The organism is Actinoallomurus sp. NPDC050550, from assembly GCF_040655075.1.
Classification (GTDB): Bacteria; Actinomycetota; Actinomycetes; order Streptosporangiales; family Streptosporangiaceae; genus Actinoallomurus.
In genome coordinates this window covers 1-21,033 of the sequence record NZ_JBFAJC010000016.1, presented here as the reverse complement: position 1 = coordinate 21,033, position 21,033 = coordinate 1, and the positions used below count along the sequence as shown (strand labels likewise).

The window sequence follows — 21,033 nt, the reverse complement described above, 5'->3', positions numbered from 1 at the left end:
GTTCGCTGAGGATCCTTCAGTTCGCCGCGAACTCTGTACTTATCATCACTTCCGGATGGCCGTCAGTGAGGGGTACGGGCCAGCTCACGGGCGTGCGCCAGATGGCTCGGCCGGGCGCTGAGGCGCAACTGGCCACCGCTGGTGCGACCGCCGGAGACGACGGTGATCCGCGACCCGACATCCGGCCAGTCGGACGGGGCGACGGGAACATCATCGAGGTAGGCGGAGTCCAGCACCCCGATCTCGCCGGACGGGACCCGAACTCTCAGTCCGTACGGCATGTGCGCAACCACCTCTCCCGGGACGATGGTCCATCTCTTCAGCTCGTCGCTCATGACACCTGACCGTTCCACGGACGCCGCTGGAAGGCGTTGAACTCGCCGAAGAGCTCCTTCGGGATCACGTACTCGAGGTGCTCCTCGGTGAAGCCCTCCCATACCTCGATCTCACCGGAATCCACGCGCGGTCGCAACCAGCTGTCGGGGACGTCGACCTGGAAGCCGGTCCCGTGCGTGTCCGGGTGCATCCTCGCCCAGTCCACGGCGACCTTCTCATTCCCGAAGTGCGCCGCGCCGTCGAGACTCCCGTCCGGCGTACGGGGGAAGTGGTCAGGGTTGAGGCCGTTCTTCAGCTCGTCCTCGCCGCGCGCCTTCGGCGACGTCCGGTACATCGTGGTGTAGGCCGCCAGCCCGAACGGGTCGCTGAACATGAGGGGATGACGGCTGTACGCGTACGGGTTCGGCCCGGGCACGAGGCCGAGCGGATCGGGGCTGCGATAGCGGGCGGTGGCCGGGTCGTAGTACCGGCGATGGTTGTAGAGGGTGCCGGTCTCGGCGTCGTGGTACTGGCCGGGGAACCTCAGTGGGCAGGTGGTCCGGCCGGTCGGGTCCGGTGGCCGTACGCCCCAGAGGGTCGCGCCGGATCTCCAGGTGATGTTCCCGGTGGTGTCCACCATCTCGGCGGGCGCGCCGGTGAGGTCGGTGATGACCGCGTGGAACTCCTGACCGGCCCCTGGCGTCGGGCGTTCGACCTGCGTGAGCGGGCGCAGGCCGCCCGGGACGCAGTCCCACGTGAGGGACCTGCGGACGATCTTGGAGTCCGCCCGTACGGCTTCGCTCTGCTCGGCGAGGACGGCGCCGTCCCAGGTGAAGTCGGTCTGCTCGACGACCTCGCCGCCTGAGTCGAGCCGCTGCTTGGCAATGCGGCGCCCCAGCGGGTCGTACCGGTAGCACCAGCGGTGACCGAGCGGCGTGATCACCGCGGCGAGGCGATCCTGGCCGTCCCAGGAGTAACGCCAGGTTCCGGATCCACCCGACGAGACGACGCGGCCCTGGGCGTCGTGTTCGTAGCGGACCTCACCGGCCCGGTGCAGAAGGGGGCCGGCGTATTCGCGCTCGCCGGTGGCCTCCGCGGATGCCGCGCCTGGCCACGTCGCGTTGACGAGGTCGCCGACCCGGTCGTAGGCGTAGCGCTCGCTCCACGCCGGCGCCTGGACGGCGGTGACCCGCCCGTTGGCGTCCAGGGTCAGATCGCGGGTCCCGAACGTGTCGTCGCTGATCGCACGCACGAGACCGTCGGCCCGGTAGGCGTAGCCGCGGTCCATGAGCGGCCGCCGGGTCGCACGGTCGCCCCACAGGGTCTGCCCTCTCATGCGGTGGCTGGAGTCCCACTGCTGGTCGAGGACCGCGGTCTCGCCGATCCACCGGCGGACCTCCCGGCCCGCGGTGTCATGGTCGAACCGAAGGGTCCGGCCGGCCGTCTCCAGCACTGCCGGCCGCCCGGCGGAGTCGTAGCGCCATGCCGCCTCGGCCCCGGCGGGCGTGCGACGCCACACGCGGCGGCCCGTGGCGTCGTAGCGGGAGGAGACCGTACGGCCGTTGCAGGTCTCGGCGGTGACGCGACCGCACACGTCGCGCTCGAAAAGGAGGTCGGCGTCGGCGTTGACCGCGTGGACCAGGCGGCCCGCGCGGTCGTAGGCGAACGTGGTCACCTCGGCGCCGGTACGGACCTCGGTCACGTTGCCGAGCCGGTCGCGGGTGAGGCGAGTGGTCTCGCCCAATCCGTTGACGCGCTCAGAGAGCCGCCCGCATGCGTCATAGACATACGTCAGGGTGCGTCCGCCAAAGTCGGTCTCGCGGATCAGGTGACCGCCGGCGTCGTATTCGTAGCGCCACACCAGCCCGCGCGGGTCGGTGACCGCGGTCAGCCGAAGCTCGGTGTCATAGGTGAACTCTGTGCGCGCGCCGTCCGGCCCGGTTTGCGCGGACCGTACGTCGAAGCGGGTGACCTCGAAGCGGGTGGTGTGCCCGGCCGCGTCGGTGCGGGCGACGAGGTTGCCCTCACCGTCATAGAACCAGCGCTCGGTGGCGCCGTCCGGCAGCGAGCGCGTGGCGAGCCGCCCTTCGGGGGTGTACCGGTACCGGGTGATGCCGCCGACCGGGTCGACGACCTCGGACACGCGCCCGAACGGGTCGCGCGTGTACCGGGTGGTGCCGCCCGCGGGGTCGGCGACGGCGACCGGCAGCCCGGCGGCGTCGGTCATCAGGCGGGTCACGGCGCCGAGAGGGTCGGTGACGTCGGTCAGGTGGCCGCGCTCGTCGTACCTGTAGGAGGTCGTCGCGTTCAGCGGGTCGACGGACACGATGAGGTTGCCGCACTCGTCGTAGGCCTGCCGCCAGATCTCACCCTCGGGGCCGGTCACCTCGGTGGGCAGGCCGAGCGTGTCGTAGGCGGCGGTGAAGCGTGCACCGTCCGGGCGTACGACCTCGGTGAGGTTCCCCATCGCGTCATAGGCGTAGCGGGCCACCCCACCGAGAGGGTCGGTGCGCGCCAGCAGCCGGTCGTAACGGTCCCACTCCGAGCGGGTCACGTGTCCCAGTGGGTCGGTCTTCGTGACCACCTGCCCGCGCTCGTTCAGGTGGAACCTTGTCCGGTTCCCCAGAGAGTCGGTCACGACGGTGAATCCGTCGCCGTAGGCGAGCCGGACGTCGAGGTAGCCGTCGGCTCCGAAGCCGCGGACGCCGCGGCCGTGCTCGTCGTAGACGTAGCGGTACCAGCCGCCGTTGCGGTCGACCCAGCCGGTCAGCCGTTCCTCGGCGTCGTACTCGAACCGCAGCGGCCGGTCCGACGCGTCGGTCACGTACGCCAGCCGGCCCGACTCATAACCGAACCGCGCCAGCGGCACGGCACCGTCACCGGTGAGCAGCCGGAAGGCCGTTATGCGCCCCGCGTCGTCGCTCTCGACGCCGATCCTGTAGCCGCCCGAGTGCCGGATCTCGCGCGGCGCGCTGCCCTGGCCGTCGTCCCCGTAAAGAAGATCGATCCGTCGGCCGTTGCGGTCGCTGATCGCGCCGAGCCGGAAGGTGCCGGCCGATCCGGGAGGAAAGTGCAGTGTGCGACGGAGTTGCGGGTCGTTGACCTCATAGCCGCCATCCTCGGTCAGCACGAGCGGCCAGCGCGGCCCTTCCTCGGGCCACACGGCGACACCGGGAACCGTCACGGGCGGATAGACGAGGATCATCCCGTCCGCCGCGGCGAAGACAACGCCGGAGCCGTCCACCTCCACGCGCTGGTCCAGCGTGGAGGCCCACGAGGCGCCGAAGAGCGCGCCCTCGCGATAGGAGGAGACGTGCGTGCGTTCGAGGACCAACGGGAGCGAGCCGGGCAGGTCGATGTCGACCTGGCGCAGCACGACCTCACCCGACGCCACGTCGATCGGGTCGCGGGTCGTCGAACGGGAGACGTAACGCCACGCCTTCGTGCGCGCGTTCGTCACGCCGGTCCGCAGGCCGCGCAACTTCGGCAGCACCTTCCGCGACTGCTGGGCGACGCCTTTCGGCACGGTCCGCATCCAGCGCAGCACTGGCTCGAACAGGCCGAACCGACCACCGGGCACCCGCGAACTCCTCATTCGGCTGGAATGTCACAGAGCGCCTAGTGTGCCACTGGAATGACCCCGGCGAGGTCGCCATCTCGCGGTAGAAATCGGAGGTCCCGCCGTCACGCTCGCGTGGCGGCGGGACTTCTGTTCTAGGGCCCTAGGCCGGTTGGTCTCCCGAAGGCCGATCCCGTAGACCTCGGCGCATGCGCTCCAGGATTTCGAATTCCTCGGGCGTGAGATTCGGTGCCACGTTGAGGGTGCCGTCGCCGCTCTTCAACGTGATCGGCGGCGGTGCCGGGTCACCGGAGACGGTGAATGTGGGGGAGCCGCCGCCGCTGGCGGGGGTCGGTGGTGTTTGCGGTTCGCTGCCGGATGAGCGGTAGAGGTGTCTCAGTGCTCGTTCGGTCGAGGTGTCGTCGACTTGGGGGCACTCGTATCGTGCGGCGGTGATGTGGGCGTGGAGTTCGGGGTCGGGTGCCAGCCTGTGGGTTTCGAGGTAGTAGGTGACCGTGTCGGTCCAGGTCCAGCTGCCGTCCGTCCGGAAGCTCAGCGGCACTACCTTGCCGCGGGAGTGGTCCATCCGGTCGATTTCGCGTGCGGTGGTGGTCAGGATGGGGCGGCCGGCCTTCAGGTAGGTGGCCAGCCGCTGACGTTCGGTGTCGTCGTCGATGACCGGATGGTCGGCGGCGAAGTACGGTTCGCCGGTCTGGGGGTCGGCGCCGTCGAAGACCCGCGCGACGGGCACCATCGCGACGATCTCGAGGTAGCCGTCGCTCCACCCGTGGAGTCCGTCGAAGGCCTCCCGTGGGCTCCACTCGTAAACCTCTGACATCCGCTCGACCATCCGGCGGACGCCTCGGGGCGCGGCGAGCAGATCGCCGTCGGCCGTCAGCTCGATCGTCCCGATCTGACGGCGGTCGCGTACGTTCAGGACCGCGAGCACTTCTGGCGCTGCCATGGTCTAAGTATCGCCTCCTGCACTATCCCGAGCGTTGTTCCCCCGTTCGGCCGTGCCGCTCTCACGTTGCTGGCGAGCGTATTCCTCAGCCATCTCCTGGAACGGACGCATCGCCTCGGCGGCGAGCCGCTGGAACTCTTCTTCCTGCTCTGCGGTCGCCGACGCGTCCACGTGGTGCAACGCGTAGTCGGTGCCTCGTGGGCCCGGGCTGGCATGTTCGGTGTTGAACGGGGCGACGTCGGCGTACCGTCGTGCCCATTGCCGGTGCAGATCCGCAAGACGACTGAGGGCCTTCCTCCGCTCGCGTTCAAGCTTTTCCGGAGTGATCACGGTCTTTCACCTCCCGTACCTCTCCTCCGCCGGAGTTCATTCCCCATCCGTCCGTGGTTCGGGCGGTTCGAGGAAGCGGACGCCTGCCCATCCGGTACCACGCAAGATCTCCTTGCCGTCCCAGGTCATGCGGCCGTCCGTATCGGGTCGCCGATTCTCCCAGCCCAGCCGGCTGATCTCGTACGCGGTGATCCTCCCGGGGGTCCCCCATGCCTCGGGAGTCGCCCGGTCGGCCATTGCCGCCCACTGCCGGAGTCCCTCGGGGGACATCCGGCCAGAGTCGATGTGATCGTTCACCGCCTCGACGACCCCTGGCAGGCCGCTCTCCGCTAAGGGGAGCCTGCTGTCGAAGTCAAATCCATACAGGACCCAGGCATATCCGCCGATGTCGATGTTGGCCCAGAGCGTGATCTCCGGAACATCCTGAGCGATGAGCAGGTTCTCCAGCCGGTTCATCACGTCGACGCCGATCCCGCGTCCTTGGTTATCCCCGTACAGTTCCACCAGGCCGATCTTCATATAGGGTTCCCGGTCCGGCTTGGCGTGGAACTCGAGTACCAGGACACCTTGCGGCTGTCCGTCGCGATCGAAGAACTCGCCACTGATTATCGCCTGGTCGCCGAAGACGCCGACCTCGTCGATCGAGAGACGCAGGCCGCTCGCCGGGTGATCGAACGATAGGGCGTCATCAATCCACTGTCGGACGTCGGGGTGGATCGGGGACATATCGGGCGTTGACTGCACGATGTCCCGCAGGTTGCCATCGTGCGGCAGGCCATCCGGGGGCAGGGCCTGCCGGATGGCGTCGGCGCGATCCCCCCATTCGGCGAATCGGTCCGGTTCCGCTGAGGTGCGATGAGCGGGCTCGTCGCTCCTGCCGAGTTGGTGGTCGGTGACGCCGTCGTCCTGTTCGGGAGAGTGCCGGTCGGCCTCGTCCGGCCGGAGGGCCGAGCCGCCGTCGACAGGGTCTTGGGGGCCCTTCGGCCTCGGTGGGGCCGCGGGCGCGGTCGGCCCGTCATCCCCCTCGTCTCGGTTCTCGTTGAACGGATCCGCGGAGTCACGAACCGGAGTGGAGTCTGGTCGGGTGGTCGGGAGGTCATCGGCGGCACGGGGCTCGGCGGAGATCTCGGGCGCATCGGCGGCCAGCAGCGAAGTCTCTCCCCGGGCGTTCTCCTCGATGTGCGTGAAACGGCGCATCATGTCGTCGTACCAGTCGTCTCCGTGTCCGAGCCGTTCGAATTCCGGACGTAGCGCTTCGAGCCGGCTCCTGATCAGCGCGACATCGCTTGGGGACAGATCGTTGGGCTTCCAGACGAGTTCGTAGTTCCCCTCGCTGACCCTTTCGAGATCCGCGAAATGCGCGGCGAACGAGTTGGCGGTGGTGTCGACGTCTCTTCCGTGGAAGGCCAGATTGTGGTCGATTCCAAAGACGTCCCCATCGGTGATGATCCAGTTGCGGTTGTGTCGATCGGAGTTTTGGATCAGGAGATCGAGAAGACCGAGGAGCTTGCCGCCACGGGTGTTCTGATAGCCGAGATGGTCCAAGTCCGAAGGGTCCCAGCTGGTCGGGTGCTGGACGAACGCAGAGTCGCCCTCGATGTAGTCCATGTAAAGGACACGGTCGCTCTCCCGGTACACGCGTGGCACCGGCGCATCGACGGCGCCGCCGACCAGCGCGCCGAGTTCCTCGCGGTCGGCCTGATCCTCCCAGCCGACCCTCATCTCCTTGCGGACCGCGTGCGTCCCGTCGTTGAAGGTGACGAGCTCTACCTGTTTGGCCATCGTGGGGAAGTGACTCGAGGGGGTGTCGGCGTGGCCGAGGACCCTGGTATGGGGATGATCGATGCCGGTAGCGACGCTCTGGGCGAGTTCCTCGCGGCGCTGAGCGTGCGGGTCCGCGGCGGCCGGAGGCTCACCGTGCCCTGACGGCGCCCCATCCTCGGGCGCGCTCCGGCGCAGCTCGTGCGGATGGGACGGCGGCTCATCAGGACGCGCCGGCTGCGGTTCGCGCGGACCGGACGGTGGCCCATCGGGACGGGTCGGCTGGGGTTCGCGCGGCAGGTCGGTGGACGGGCCGTGCCCCGGTGTCTCGCCGCCCTCGCGCCCGCCGGGCGCCGGCTCATGGCTCTGCGGAAGGACTCGGCCGTCTTCGGGAATGAAGATCCGCCATGCGCCCTCCGGGGGAAAGCGCATCGGAATGGGACGACCGTCGGCACCGACGCTCGGGGCGCTGACCTGCGGGCTGCCGTTCGAGTCGACCCACACCTCGTTGTCGGGAGCGATGACGATGCGACCGGTCTCGTTGGCGATCTCCTGTGCCAGCGGACGCATCCCCTGCCCGCTGCGGCACCCCAGAGAGCGCAGGACAACCGGTCGGCCGTCACCGTCCGGGTGACCGGATGGCTGGGCGAACCTCGGCTCGTGGCTCAGCAGGGTCGCGATGTCCCGGCCGGTCAGAGGCTCCGTGCCCGCTCGCCCGTTCGAGGAGTTCGCGTGCAGGTCGAGGGTGAAGACTCCGTCCACGGGGGCGGTCTGGTTCGCCGCCATCACCAGAGCCGCGTACGACTGATCGTCCGGGTGGAAGTAGGCGACGCCCGCCGGGGTCTCCTCACGGGCGATGTCGTAGACATTCCGCAACCGCTGGTCCATGGGCTGCGGATGCATCGCGGTGTCCGGGTGCCCGGCGGTCCCCGGCAGCGGCGTGCCGTCCGGCGGAAGCTCGGCGACGAAGATCCGATGGATCGGCTGGACGTTCTCGTGCGCGCTGTCCATGGGTAGTTCGATGTGCTCTTCGGCCAGGACGCGGAAGCGCGTTTCCGGCCTGAAGACGACCTGGTCGCGGCCGGTGAGGATCGAGACGTCGGCTCCGGTCCTGGAGTGGATCACAATCTCCACCGGGTGACCGTGGTCCGGAGCGTGAATCGAGGCCGTGTCCAGCATGCCGTGCATCGTCACGTCGGCGCCGGGGACCAACTCGGCCAGCCGGTCGGCCGGCAGCGACGTGTAGTGGTAGACCGTCTGTCGTTCGGCGGCCGGAAGGGCTCCCAGTCCCTCACTCGCGTCCTGGGCCCACGCCTGCGCCTCGGCGCGTACGTGGGGGTCGTCGCTGGCCAGCGCCTCGTTCAGGCGGCGGATGCCATCGTCGTCCAGGAGCCGCTCGACGGCGTCCCTCTGGTGCGGCGGAAGGTCTCCGAGGAAATCGAAGCCGCCGTCGAGATCGTCCTCCCAGTGGTCACCGACCTGATCGGCGTGACCGGCGCCGTCCGCCGTGCCGGCAGGGTCCGGCTCGCCGGTCGGCGTCGACCGCCGTAGGTCGGGGCGGTCGGGCGACGCCTCCGTGCGTGGAGCGTTCTCGGTCAGCGGCTCGTGCTCGGAGGGATTGAGGATTTCAGCGATCGACTTGCCCGTCGCCGGTCGCTGGATCTCGGGTGTGATCGGTTCCGAGACGCCGAGTCCTCGCTCCTCGAGGCGAGTCGGGTCGGGAGTCGCGTGCTCTTCTGAGGCGGGCCGGGGCCGGCCGCCGGTGGGTCCCTCACCGGGTTTCGTGCCGCTGCCGCCTTCGCCCGGCCTTGGGTCGTTTCCGGACCCCGGGCCGGTCTCACCAGGCCGGGGGGTGTTACCGGCCGGGCCCTCGGGACGGCCGGTGCGGGGTCCGGGCCGGCCGTCGCGGTTCAACAGCTCGGCGATGCTCGGGCGTGCCGGTTCGCCGGGGCGTGGCGGGAGTGCGGCCGGGCCGGGCTGGGGCGGTGTGGCCGGCCCGCGGTCGGTGCTGCCCATGTCACCGCCGGTGTGTCCGGTATTGCCGCCGGTGATGGGCCTGTCCTGCCCGCCGGTGAGCGGTGTGTCGGGCGCCTGACCCGCACCGCCGGTGGTGGGGGTTTCGCGGTCGCCGGCGAGTTCGGTGGTGTGCGGGCCGCCGGCGCTGCCGGTGGTGCCGCCAGGGGGCAGGGCGTGACCGCCGCCCCCACCGCCCGTGTCCGCCTCCGGGCGGCCTCCACCGCTACCAGGAGGTGGAGGGGGCGGATTGTCGTCTCCGCTCCCTCGGCCCGAGTTCGGGCGGTCGGCTCCTCCGCCGGGAGGAGGCGGTGGCGGCCCGTCATCGCCCTGTGAGGACCCTCCAGACGGGGGCGGGGGCCCGTCATCACCGCCACCGGTGGTTGACCCACCACCGTCGCGGCCGAACCGGCCTGCCACATGCTGGCCGAGTTCTTTGGCACCCCCGAACCCGGCCATGCCGAACCCGAACGCCGCCGCCTGACCCACATTCATGTGATCCGGGTCGAAGATCGCCTGACCGGCCAGATTCCCCGCCGTACCCGTCGTTCCGGCGAACCCGAACCGGGCACCGACCCCCTTCATCCCGGGCGCCGCCATCCAATCGGCCAGCTTCGTCGTCAACGGATTGCCCTGGCGGGCCACCGCACGCCCCGCGACCCCCATCACCCCACCGGCAACCGCACCCATCCCCACCGATTTGCCGAACTCGCTCCAATTCCAGCCCTTCTGCACCCCCTCATGAATCCGCGCATACTGCCCCGAAGCATCCATCCCCGCCCCGAACCACGCCCCCACCAGCGCGCCAGACAACACCTGATGCTGCCCCGCCCACACCGCGATACGTTGCAGGAAGGTCTTGAGCGCGAACCCTTCGGCCTCCGACGCGCCGGCCGCCGCCGCCTCTGAGGCACCCGCGGTGAAAAACGACCAGGCGAGCCCGATCGCCATCGTGATCACCACGAACGCACACGAAAGCTCGAACTGCAGCCGCGCCGCCCGCTTCTGCGCCTGCAGGCTGTCCACCCATGAGGCCAGATCCCGTAACGACTGCGCTAAAAACCGCAGCCCTCCCGCCTCACCCCCACCCGACAACGCCTGAGCGAAGGTCTTGAACTTGTCGGTGGCCTCACCGGCGTTGGCGTTTACGACCGCACCGGCGTGACCGTCCAACTCACCCGCCGACGTTCCGAACGCGTCCGCGCATGTGGTCAGTGCCGTCTGCATTCGGGCCAGGCCGTCCATGCTCCCGTCCGGCCACTGACACCCCCCACCAGCATTTCCAAGAAGAACAACCCCTGCTGCACGATCTCCGGCAGCGAATCGAACTCACCCACCGGCTGATCGAACTCACCCTTCGGCAACCGATACGGGTCTTTGGCCGCCACCGCGTCATGGTCCGCGCCCTTCGGAACGTCCCCACCCACCGTGGACGCCGACTCGGCCACCTGGTACTGCTGACCGGCCACCACTAACATCCCCCCGGTCGCCCGCACCAGATTCACCGCATCCGCAAGCGCCGCTAAACACCCATCCCGCGCCGCACCAAAACCAGGCGACCCCTCACTTCCTTTCAGGAACGCCTGACCAATATCATCGTTACCCCAAGCCGCCCCCGCCCCCGACAAATCACCCACCAGCGTGTCCACCGCCGTGGCTAACGTGTCGGACAACTCACCAAAACCCCGACCCGACCTCGCCCACGACTCGAACTCGACATCAAAACCGGCGGCCACCGCTCACCCCCTGTCGGACGTTGGTCACACCAGGACCACAAGGCAGCGAGCGTGGCTCAACCTGAGTGCACTGCGTCCAGAAATCCCCTAATAACTCCATCGCGGCCCGTCCATAGCCCTCGGCACTAGAATAGACTCGTCGGCTTCTCGATCGGTTCCACCGTCCATGGTGTCCCTTTTCAATACGCGGGGGAACCGGCGCCGCTGGCGGGGGTCGGTGGCGTTTGCCGTTCGCTGCCGGATGAGCGGTAGAGGTGTCTCAGCGCTCGTTCGGCTGAGGCGTCGTCGACTCGGGGGCACTCGTATCGTGCGGCGGTGATGTGGGCGTGGAGTTCGGGGTCGGGTGCCAGCCTGTGGGTTTCGAGGTAGTAGGTGACCGTGTCGGTCCAGGTCCAGGTGCCGTCCGTCCGGAAGCTTTGCGGCACCACCTTGCCGCGGGAGTGGTCGACCCGGTCGATTTCGCGTGCGGTGGTGGTCAGGATGGGGCGGCCGGCCTTCAGGTAGGTGGCCAGTCGCCGGCGTTCGGTGTCGTCGTCGATGACCGGGTGGTCGGGGTTGAAGTACGGCTCGCCGGTCTGGGGGTCGGCGCCGTCGAATGCCCGGGCGACGGGCACCGTCGCGACGATCTCGAGGTAGCCGTCGCTCCACCCGTGGAGTCCGTCGAACGCCTCCCGTGGGTTCCATTCGTATACCTCCGACATCCGCTCGACCATCCGGCGGACGCCTCGGGGCGCGGCGAGCAGCTCGCCGTCGGCCGTCAGCTCGATCGTCCCGATCTGACGGCGGTCGCGTACGTTCAGGACCGCGAGCACTTGTGGCGCTGCCATGGTCTAAGTACCGCCCTCGGATTCCTCGGTCCGGCTCTGTGCACCACGGGCGCCGACGTGGATGGCTCCCGCGGCGTGGAGGCTGGTCAGAAGCGTCCAGTCGGTGCTCGGGTCCAGCCAGATCTGCCGGTCGGCGGGCCCCTCCGGTCGTGCCAGTGACCCGACCGGCTCGTAGAACGAAGTGATCAGTACGAGCGGAACGGGCGCGTCCCATCGGGCCGGGCTGGGTGGGACGTCCCGGCGGCTGAGGATCACCGAGCGTTCCTCGGGGGTGCAGTCGTGCATTGCGCCGCCGACGGCGAGCTGCGCCTGCAGCCGGACCTGGACGTCGAGAGCCAGGCGGAGTCGGGCCGCCGTGCGCTCGTCATCGTTCGCCGTCGCGGTGTAATCCGGAATGAGCATTCCGACCAGCTCGACGACCTCATCGGCGTAGCCCCGGCGAGTGCCGCCCGCATAGATCATCTCGTAGGCGTACGGACGACCGTCTGCCCTGGTCGGCGCGACCGGAGGGGCGCCCGCCGCGCTGGTGTTGCGAATGCTGACTGCCATCAGTAGAGGTCCCTTTTCCGGATGTCGTCACGCCGCTGCAGTCCACCGGGTCATGGCGAACAGGGCAGTGGCCTGTTCCTTGTCGACCGCTCGGTAGAAGATGTCGTCCATCAGCCGGCGGAAGGACAGGCTCTCCGCCGGTCCGGTCCCTTGGGGATGTTCGTGGTCCGCGCCCAGCCTACGCTCCTCGAGATGGGCGCCCAGGGGGTCGCGCAGCCCGCCGTTGGGCGGCAGGAGGCCGTCCGCGTGCCGGAAGGCCGCCTCGGTGATGGCCAACGACAGCTTGACCCTCGTCTGGATCACTGCCGGGTCGAGGGAGCCGTCCCACAAACGGAATTCGATGTGGTCGGATTGCTTGCCCTCGTGCATCCCGCTCATGTTGACGGCGATGTTATGACCGTCATTGCGGCCGGTGACATCACCGATCGAGGAATAGCCGGTGGTCAGTTGCTTATTCGGTTGGCAGAACCTCACACCGCGATGCCGATAGGCGTCAGGGTTCTGGCCGAGCCTGAACAGCGTGTCCATGTAGGAGTCGGTCATCCGCATGACGCTGTCGTGATTTATGACGATGTGATCGTAATCGTGGGTGCTCACATGGATATGCCCACCTGTCGAGAAGTCCACCTTTCCGCCATGCGACGTGACGATCTCGCACACCTTGGCGATGGCCTCCCAGGTCTCCGGCTCATCGTAGAGAATCGGTGACACGATCTCCCCGTCGACGCTGGAATCGAACTCGACCCGCCAGGCGTTCCTGGCGTCGCTGTAGCCCGCGTCCTTCGCGGCGTGGTAGTTGCCCACGTCGGCGCTTCGCGTCAGACCATGCGCATGAAGGTCTCGGGCGATGGCGTGCAGCATCTCCGTGGAGTTGACCTTGGGCCCGCTGATCTCCAGTTCGAGGCCGAAGGCGCGACCACCGTTGCGAGCGCCCAGACCACCCGTGGCGTTCTCGTACAGGTAGGGAACCACCGTCTCGCCCCGCTCCGCGCGAGAGACGGCCTGCAGATAGTCCTGCCGGAACGCCTCGTGGTCCGCGGTGTAGGACACCTCCGGTTCATCCGGCCACCGTGCCCAGGCGTCGACGCGTGCCTCCAGCGACCGGAGGCGTTCCATCGCGAGTTCTCGCTGGTTCTCGCTGCCTCCGTCCCGCGTGAGACGATCGACCTCCTCACGGGCGTGACGAAGCTTCCCCTCGGCCACGAGTCGGGACTCCTGAACCGCGGCAGGGTCGTGCGCCGGGGCGTCGGCCGATGGGGCGCCTCGTACGTCGGACGTGGCCCCCGAGTGGTCCTCTGCCGCAGTCGTGGTCCTCGGGTCGGACGGGTGATCCGCCGGGGCGGCCGTACCCGTCCCGGGGTCCGAGGACTCCCGGTGCCGGTTCAGAATGTCGGCCAATTCGGTTCGGTCGGCCGCCCTCTCCGGCGCGTGTCCGCCTTCTTGAGCGTCGGTGAAGAGATGCGCGAGATCTCCGAGCGAATAGTCGAGGCCCGTCTCCTCGGTCAGACGCGCCAACGGGTCGACGGCGAAGGGCCGGGATCCGCGGCCCGAACCGACGATTCTCGCCATCTCGCCCAGTGCCCGCGCGGTGGAGTCCGACGCGCCCTCGACGCCGAAGCGTTCGGAGATCCGGATGCCGTCCCACAACGGGTCTGTCGCGCGCAGCCGATCGAAAGCCGCGATGAGCGCGTCACGATCGGCGGCCTCGGCCGGGCGGAATCCGTGATTCTCGGCCTCCTCGAACATTCGTATCAGCCGGTCGGTCGAATGGCCGAGGCCCAGGTCGTCGGCCAGGCGCAGCAGCGGGTCGACGCCCTGCCGCTGGTCACCGCGCAGATGGTCGGTACCGATGATCTCGTCTATGCGCGCCAGCGTGCGGGCCGTACTGGGATCGAGCCATCCCAACTCAAGATTCTCCGCGATCGACAAACCGTGCGCGAACAGCGGATCGGCTTCGGCGAGCCTGTCGAGTATGGTCATGAACTGCCACCGATCGCCGGCCTGAGCAGGATTGAGACCCTGCATCTCGGCTTCGACGAAAGCGGAGGCGAAGCGTACGGCCGAGTCATCGCCACTGCCGGCCCAGGCGGCGAAGTCCGAAAGGGCGTCACCCGCCAGGTAGCCGGGGCCCTCCTGGGACGGCGATCGGCAGATCTCGTCCATGTGGCTCAGCGCCCGCGCGATCGGGTCGCTGGGAGCCGTGATCTTTAGCGCGTCCGCGACCGCCAATCCCTCCCACAAGCGGGGATCTGAGCGGCGATGCGCGTCCAGAGCGGCCAGCAGGGAGTCGTGATCGGTCACCGTCGCGGGATCGAGACCATGCGCGCGTGCGTCATCGAACAGGCGGCCGAGGGGATCGAGCGCCGTCGCCATGCCCAAGTCCTTGGACAAGGCCACGAGAGGATCGTCGTACAGGCCGTACATGTACGAACCGCGGACGGAACCGAGGGTCTCATCCATCTGAGCGAGCGCGCGCAGGGTCTCGTTGCTGCTGTGTTTGAGCGACGGGATGTGGACGAGTTCCTGTACGAGGACCGTCCCATTCCACAGATACGGGTCCGCCGCGCGGTGGCGGTTCAACGCGTCCACGAGACCGGCGCGATCGGTGGTGCCTGCGGGGTCGAATCCGCGCGCCTGAGCCTCTTCGAAGATCCGCACCAGAGGACGCGCGGACAGTCCGACGGTTTCGGCGAGCTCCATCACGGGAGGCGCGACGTGCATGTCGTGCGTCGCCTGCGTATCTGCCTCGAGGATGCGGTTCATCCGGGCCAGTGTGCGGGCTACGTCGTCGGTCGGATCGGTGACCATGCAGTCCCGGGCGACCCGCCTTCCTTCTTCCAGCAGTTGTGCGTCGGCCCGAGACCCGTCTGGCGTCGGCTGCGTCTCGGTCGCTGGCTGAGCGGGCGGCTCCGACGACCGGTCGTCATGGTCGGAGGAGTGCTGGTCCTCCTGGTCGGGAGCGTGCCGGCCGTCCTGGTCAGGAGCGTGCCGGCCGTCCTGGTCAGGAGCGTGCCGGCCGTCCTGGTCCGGCCGGAGGGCCGAGCCGTCACCGGCCGGGTCTTGGGGACCCTCCGGCCTCGGCGGCGTCGCGGGCGCCGTCGGCCCGTCATCTCCGGGGTCTCGGTTCTCTCCGCGCGGATCCGCGGAGTCGTGGGTCGCCCCCGGATCCGGGTGGGCGGGCCCGGCCTCCCCGGCGGATGGAGGCTCGTCGGAGGCCAGCAGGGAAGTCGTGCCTTTGGCGTTCTCCTCGATATGACGGAAACGCTTCATCATCTCGTTGTACCAGTCGTCGCGATCGAGCCGCTCGAACTCCGGACGCAGTGCTTCGAGTCGGCTTCTGATGAGCGCGACATCGCTTCTGCTCAGGTCATTGTGTTTCCATGCGTAGTCGAATTGGAAACGGCCGACATGACTGATCTCGGACACATAATTTCCGGCGAACGAATTCCTGCTGGGATCGGCATGTGCTCCCCTAAAGGCGTTATTATGGTCGATTCCGACGACGTTTCCGTGCTCGTCGATGATCCAGTTGGCGTTGTGCCGATCGGCGTTTCCGATCAGGACGTCGAGAAGGCCGAGGAGCCGGCCGCCCAGCGTGTTCTGATAGCCGAGGTGGTCCAACTCCGCGGGATGGACGGTGTCCGGATGCAGGATCAGGGCCAGGTCGCCCTCGATGTAGTCCATGTACACGACGCGGTCGCTCTCCCGATACACGGCCGGCACGGGCGCATCGAGCGCGTTGCCGACGAGTGCACCGAGTTCCTCCGCGTCCGTCTCGATCTCCCAGCCCTCCTCGGTCACCTTGCGGATCGCCCGCGTACCGTCGTTGAAGGTGACGAGCTCGACGCGCTCCGCTCGGGTCGCGTGGGTCTCCGTGGTATCGGAGCGGCCGAGCAGGATGGTGCGCTTCGGATCGATGCCGGTGGCGACGCTCCGGGCGAGCTCCTCACGGCGTCGAGCATGCGGGTCCGTACCGGCCGGGTGCTCGCCGAGCTCCCGTGATACCCCGTTCTCGGATCCGTTCGGCTGCTGGTGGTGCGGCTCTGCCGGGGGTTCGTGTGGCTGGGATGGCTGGGACCCGTGCGGTTCGCCGGTGGCCGGTCCGGGCTCTCGAGTCCCGCCGTCTTGGAGGCCTTCCGGCCTGGGCGGTGCGGCGGGTGCGGCACGACCATCGTCGCCGGGGCCTCGGTTCTCGTTGGTCGGGTCCGCGGCGGCGTCGGGGCCCAGGGCGGGCTCAGATCGGGCATCGTTCGCGAGGTGGGACGGCGCCCCGTCCTCGGGTGCGCGTTGCCGATCGTGCGGCTGCGACGGAGCCTCGGGCGGCTGGGTGGGCTGCGGATCGTGCGGCTGCGACGGAGCCTCGGGCGGCTGGGTGGGCTGCGGATCGTGCGGCTGCGACGAAGCCTCGGGCGGCCGGGTGGGCTGCGGCTCATGCGGGCTGTCCGTGGCAGGCTGGTGCTGCGGTGTGCCGCCGTCCTCCGGCCGGCCCGGCGATGGTTCGTGGCTCGGCGGAAGGGAGTGGCGGTCTTCGGGAACGAAGATCCGCCATGCGCCCTCTGGGGGGTAGGGCGTGTGAGGTCGCCCATCGGCGTCGACGGTCATCGGCTCGGAGACGTGGGCGTTGCCGGCCGTGTCGTACCAGACCTCCTTGTCCGGGGCGATGACGATGAGACCGGTCTCGTTGGCGATGTCCTGCGCCAGCCCATGCCGCTCCAGACCACTCTCACAGGCTCCGGAGCGAAGGATGAGCAGGCGGCCGTCCGGCGGTGGATCCGCGAGGGTGGGCTCGTGGCTGAGCAGCGTTGCGATGTCCTGACCGGTCAGTGCTTCGTCGCCGACAAGGCCTCTTGACGGGTCTGCGTGCATGTCGAAGTGGAAGACACCGTCGATCGGCTTGACGCTTTGCGCGATGACCTCGACGGTGTAGTGGTAATCCTCCTCGTTCGGGTGGAAGTAGGCCGCTCCGGCATCGGTGGGTTCACGGTATGAGTGAATCTGCTGCAGCCGCTCGTCCATGGGCCGCCGGGGAGCCTCGATGCCGGGATGCCCCACCGTGCCGGGCAAAGAAGTGCCGTCGGCCGGTAGCTCTGCAAGGAAGATGCGGTGGATCGGCCGCCAACCCTCACCACGCATCGGCAACGTGTAGTGCTCTTCGGCCAGCACGCGGAAGCGGGTTTCCGGGTGGAAGATCACTCGGTCTGTGATCACGGCACCGCTGCGGGAGTGGACCACCAACTCGACGGGCTGTCCGTGGTCGGGGGTATGGACGGCCCGTGTGTCCAGCATGCCGTGCATCGTCACGTCGGCGCCGGGGACCAGTTCGGCCATCCGGTCGGCCGGTAGCGATGTGTAGTGGTAGACCGTCTCTCGATCGGCGACCGGGCAGGCGCTCAGTCCCTCACTCGCATCCTGGGCCCACGCCTGCGCCTCGGCGCGTACCTGGGGGTCGTCGCTGGCCAGCGCCTCGTTCAGGCGGCGGACGCCATCATCGTCGAGGAGTCGCTCGACGGCGTCCTTCTGGTGCGGTGGAAGGTCTCCGAGGACATCGGCGCCGCCGTCGCGACCGTCCGCTCGGTGGTCAGCGACCTCATCGGTACGGCCGGCGCTGTCAGTCGTGCCGGCAGGGTCCGGCTCACCGGCCGGCGTCGACCGCCGCACGTCGGAGCCGTCGGCAGCGCGAGGCTCGTGGTCGGTGTGCGCTCCCTTCGTCCGCTCGTCATGGACGCCTTGCTCGTCGGTCGGGCGCTGACCCTGTTCCGGAGACGGCGTCGGGTCGTCGTCTCGGCCTCGCCGGAACCTCCACCGGGGTTCGTTCGTCGTGGGCTGATCATGCCCTGCGGGCTCTCGCCCAGCGGCACCCTGATGCCCCGCCGGGGGCGTGCCGGCGGATGGCGGCTGGTGACCGGTGGGGCCGCCCTCAGTCGGATGGCCGGCCGGGCCTCTGCCGACAGGCTCGTGTCCACCGGAAAGGTGCTCGCTGGCCAGGTGCCCGGGTGGCGGCTCGTGCGGTGCATTCCCACGCGGCGCGTCGGCGAACGGCGGCTGGTGACTGGTGGGGCCGCCCTCGGGCGGGGGCGCGTCAATCCACGGCGGCTGGCGGCCGGTTGGGCCGCCCTCGGGCGGATGGTCGGCCGGGCCCTGGCCGGCGGGTCGGCGTTCACCGGGCAGGTGGTCGGTGGCCAGGTGCCCGGGCGGCGGCTCGTGCGGAGCGTCCCCGCGCGGCACGCCATCGACCGGGGCCGTCGATCGCGGTGCCGCGTCCTCCGTCCCTGTCGGCGCACCGGTCCTGTGCGGTACGGGGTCATCAGCCTTCGGAGCCAGAATGGGTTCCGTACCAGTGGCATGCGCTTCGAGTTTGTCGAGCCGTTCGACGACCTGGTTGTAGAAATGGTCGCGTTGGCCTGGATGGGCGGCCTCGCTGTACCACTCGAAGTCGGGGCGCATTTCCTCAACGATGCGGCGGAGGAAGTCTATGTCGTGAGGGCTGAGTGGGTTGTCGATATAGATCGGTTCGAGCGTGCCGCTATGGTGGACAAATTCGTGAGTAAATGGGTTGGTTCTGGGGTTGACTCCGAGGCCTAGCTCGATACTCTCGAAGTCGATCTTTCCCATCCGTATCTCGCCGTTGGGGCCCTCGTATATGTGCAGGTTGCCGATTTGGTAGTCCGAATCGCCGAGCAGGATTGAATGTACGGCGAGGATGCGTCCGTCGCTGCTCTCGATAAAAGACTGGCCAACCTGCTTAAAGAACTCATTGTTGCCGAATCTATTATCCGCGGGACTGCCCTTCAGGCGGCTCATTACGACGGACCTGTCGCCGTCCATCAGGACTTCAGCGAAGTGACCTCCCAGCTTTCTTCCGAATTTCGCGCCAATAAATTCTGCACGCGCGATGGCCGGCCTCTTCGCGGTTTTTTCGACAGTCTCGAGACCCGTTTTGTACGTGACCGACCTGACGGTCCTCTTGTCGGCGTTCAGCCAGTGGCTTTCCGGTTTGCTCTCGTTCGCCCGGCTCCGCGCGAGAGATTCCGGGGTCAGCGCCGTGTGGTCGACGCCGGCGGTGGGTGGGCTCGAGACCGGCGCGGTCTCGACGGGGGCCGCGTGAGGGGCGGACGTAGTGTGGTCCGCGGCCGGGCCGTGGGCGGAGGACGGCTCGCCTTGCAGGACGGTCGGATCGGCGCGGCGCCCGGCGGGATCGAGGAAGTGCCGGTCGATGACCTCGCCGACGGCCCGCGCGAGTTCACGCGGGTTGTCGGCCAGCCGGTGCTCGGTGAACAGCTCGGCGATGAACTCGTGCGGGTTCACGCCGGCGGTGATCGACACCCCCCGCTCGATCACGTTCTGTGCTGCCGGCGGGTGTTCCTCCAGAGACGCGTCGTACGGGGTGCGGAGATGGTCGGAGATCACCTGGTTGATCTCGTTGAGGGCCTGAGGATCGTTAAGGATCTTCTCCATGACGTGGTGACCGAACTCATGCGTCACGGTCCCCCGAAGGGATCCCGACCCGGGCACGCACCAGCCGTTCTCTTCCGACCAGGCACCGTTCCGTTCGTAGGCCGCGAGGTCGCGGAACTCACGGCTATTGATGTAGAGGCCGCTGTCCTCGCCAGCGGTCACCGCCGCCATGGCCTCATTGGCACCATCGTGATCTTCGCCGTAGACCTCGTGGAAGTCCTCGGCCTCGATCTTGCGGATGTTCCGGGCGACCCCGGGATAATCCCCCGTGAGAGGGTCCAGGGCCTCGTTGATCCCGTGTGCGGCCTCCGGGTTGAGGGGGGTGGAGCTGAAGTCCACCTCCGGAGAGCCGGCGCCGTGTTCGTCGAAGATCCCACGGGTCTGCTGCGCAGCCGATTCCAGCGCCTGATGGTCGACGGCCGGGCGCTGCAGCCATGCCGGGAGCTCGTCATCGGCGAGCACATCGCCGGCCGTGTGGTCTTGAGGTTCGGACGCGCCGTGGTCTGACGTGTGGGTCGAGGGTGGGACGCTCTCGGTGACCGGTCCATGCTCGTGCGAGGCAGCTCCGGATGAGGTCTCGTGCGCCTGTCCGTCTCGGGCGGTCGAGGCAGGATCGTGTGATGGATCGGACGGGTGGTCGCGTCTGGCGAAATCGAGTCGTGGATCGCGGGGAGCCACGCCGACGACTCCCTGCTCGGGGACTTCGGGGCGTGGAGCGGTGTTCCCCGACGGGGTCGGCTCGGCGTGGTCGCCGCGTGGCGTGGCGGGCTCGGCCGGGCGAGGCTGTCCTGAGGTCTGACCGGTAGGGCGGTCGTCGGTGGCGTCAGGGGTGGGTTTCGCCCGGTCGGTGGACGGAGCGCCGGGCTCGGCCGTGGTGGCGCGCGAGTCGGCGGGTCGGGACCGGCTGCCGGTGGGCTCCTCACCGGGTCTTGTGCCGCTGCCGGTCGTTCCCTCGGGACGGCCGGAAGTGGTGTCGGGGCGGGCTCCGGTCCGGCCGTCGCCGTTCAACATCTCGGCGATGCTCGGGCGCGCCGGCCCACCAGGGCGGACGCCAGGGGGACCGGCCTCGGGCGGTCGTACCGGAAGCGCGCCCAGACCGGGCTGGCCCGACGGCGCCTGCCCACGCTCGGAACCACCGGTGTACCCCTCGTGGCTGCCGAGGACGGGCTTACCTTGCCCGCCCGCGAACGGTGGCTCGGACAGGTTGCTCGTCCCGCCGCCGGTTGGGGATTCCGGTCTGCCGGCCGAGGCGAGGTCGGTGCCGTTTGTGCCGCTGGACGGCAGGACGTGGCTGCCGTCACCGCCGGCCGCGCCCTGGTACGGGTGGCCGGCTCCGCCGCCAGGAGGAGGCGGAGGGGGCGGATTGTCGTCTCCACCCCCTTGGCCTAGCTTCGGGTGGCCGGTTCCCCCGCCGGGAGGAGGCGGTGGTGGGGGCCCGTCATCGCCGTGTGAGGAGCCTCCAGGCGGCGGGGGTGGTGGGGGCCCGTCATCACCGCCACCGGTGGTGGTGGACCCACCACCGTC

Annotated in this window: 10 protein-coding genes; 1 reads left to right on the top strand and 9 read right to left on the bottom strand. The window is 68.8% G+C overall.

The window, feature by feature from the left end; translation table 11 throughout:
- Positions 1-62: 62 nt before the first annotated feature.
- The 9 genes from AB0I04_RS22630 to AB0I04_RS22590 form a co-directional block, all read right to left on the bottom strand.
- A complete protein-coding gene (locus tag AB0I04_RS22630; RefSeq protein WP_360887489.1) occupies positions 63-335 on the bottom strand; it encodes a hypothetical protein in 273 nt (90 codons plus the stop codon).
- Positions 332-3,895: a DUF6531 domain-containing protein gene (locus tag AB0I04_RS22625; protein ID WP_360887486.1), complete on the bottom strand. Its 3,564-nt coding sequence runs from the start codon at positions 3,893-3,895 to the stop codon at positions 332-334. Before AB0I04_RS22625 ends, AB0I04_RS22630 begins: the two co-directional genes overlap by 4 nt.
- Before the next feature lie 142 nt (positions 3,896-4,037).
- Positions 4,038-4,838, bottom strand: coding sequence for a hypothetical protein (locus AB0I04_RS22620; protein ID WP_360887483.1), 801 nt, complete (start codon positions 4,836-4,838; stop codon positions 4,038-4,040).
- A gap of 3 nt (positions 4,839-4,841) precedes the next feature.
- Positions 4,842-5,168: a hypothetical protein gene (locus AB0I04_RS22615; RefSeq protein WP_360887480.1), complete on the bottom strand. Its 327-nt coding sequence runs from the start codon at positions 5,166-5,168 to the stop codon at positions 4,842-4,844.
- A 36-nt stretch (positions 5,169-5,204) separates the two neighbouring features.
- Positions 5,205-10,187: a hypothetical protein gene (locus tag AB0I04_RS22610; protein ID WP_360887477.1), complete on the bottom strand. Its 4,983-nt coding sequence runs from the start codon at positions 10,185-10,187 to the stop codon at positions 5,205-5,207.
- On the bottom strand, positions 10,154-10,678 hold the full coding sequence (locus AB0I04_RS22605) for a hypothetical protein (RefSeq protein WP_360887474.1): 525 nt from the start codon (positions 10,676-10,678) through the stop codon (positions 10,154-10,156). Before AB0I04_RS22605 ends, AB0I04_RS22610 begins: the two co-directional genes overlap by 34 nt.
- Before the next feature lie 179 nt (positions 10,679-10,857).
- On the bottom strand, positions 10,858-11,505 hold the full coding sequence (locus AB0I04_RS22600) for a hypothetical protein (protein WP_360887471.1): 648 nt from the start codon (positions 11,503-11,505) through the stop codon (positions 10,858-10,860).
- A 3-nt stretch (positions 11,506-11,508) separates the two neighbouring features.
- Complete coding sequence (locus AB0I04_RS22595; RefSeq protein ID WP_360887468.1) at positions 11,509-12,054, bottom strand: hypothetical protein; 546 nt, start codon at positions 12,052-12,054, stop codon at positions 11,509-11,511.
- 27 nt (positions 12,055-12,081) lie between these two features.
- On the bottom strand, positions 12,082-19,971 hold the full coding sequence (locus AB0I04_RS22590; RefSeq protein ID WP_360887465.1) for an amidoligase family protein: 7,890 nt from the start codon (positions 19,969-19,971) through the stop codon (positions 12,082-12,084).
- Positions 19,972-20,142: 171 nt separating this feature from the next.
- Between AB0I04_RS22590 and AB0I04_RS22585 the strand changes: the two genes are divergently transcribed.
- On the top strand, positions 20,143-20,301 hold the full coding sequence (locus AB0I04_RS22585) for a hypothetical protein (protein ID WP_360887462.1): 159 nt from the start codon (positions 20,143-20,145) through the stop codon (positions 20,299-20,301).
- The last annotated feature ends 732 nt before the right edge of the window (positions 20,302-21,033 follow it).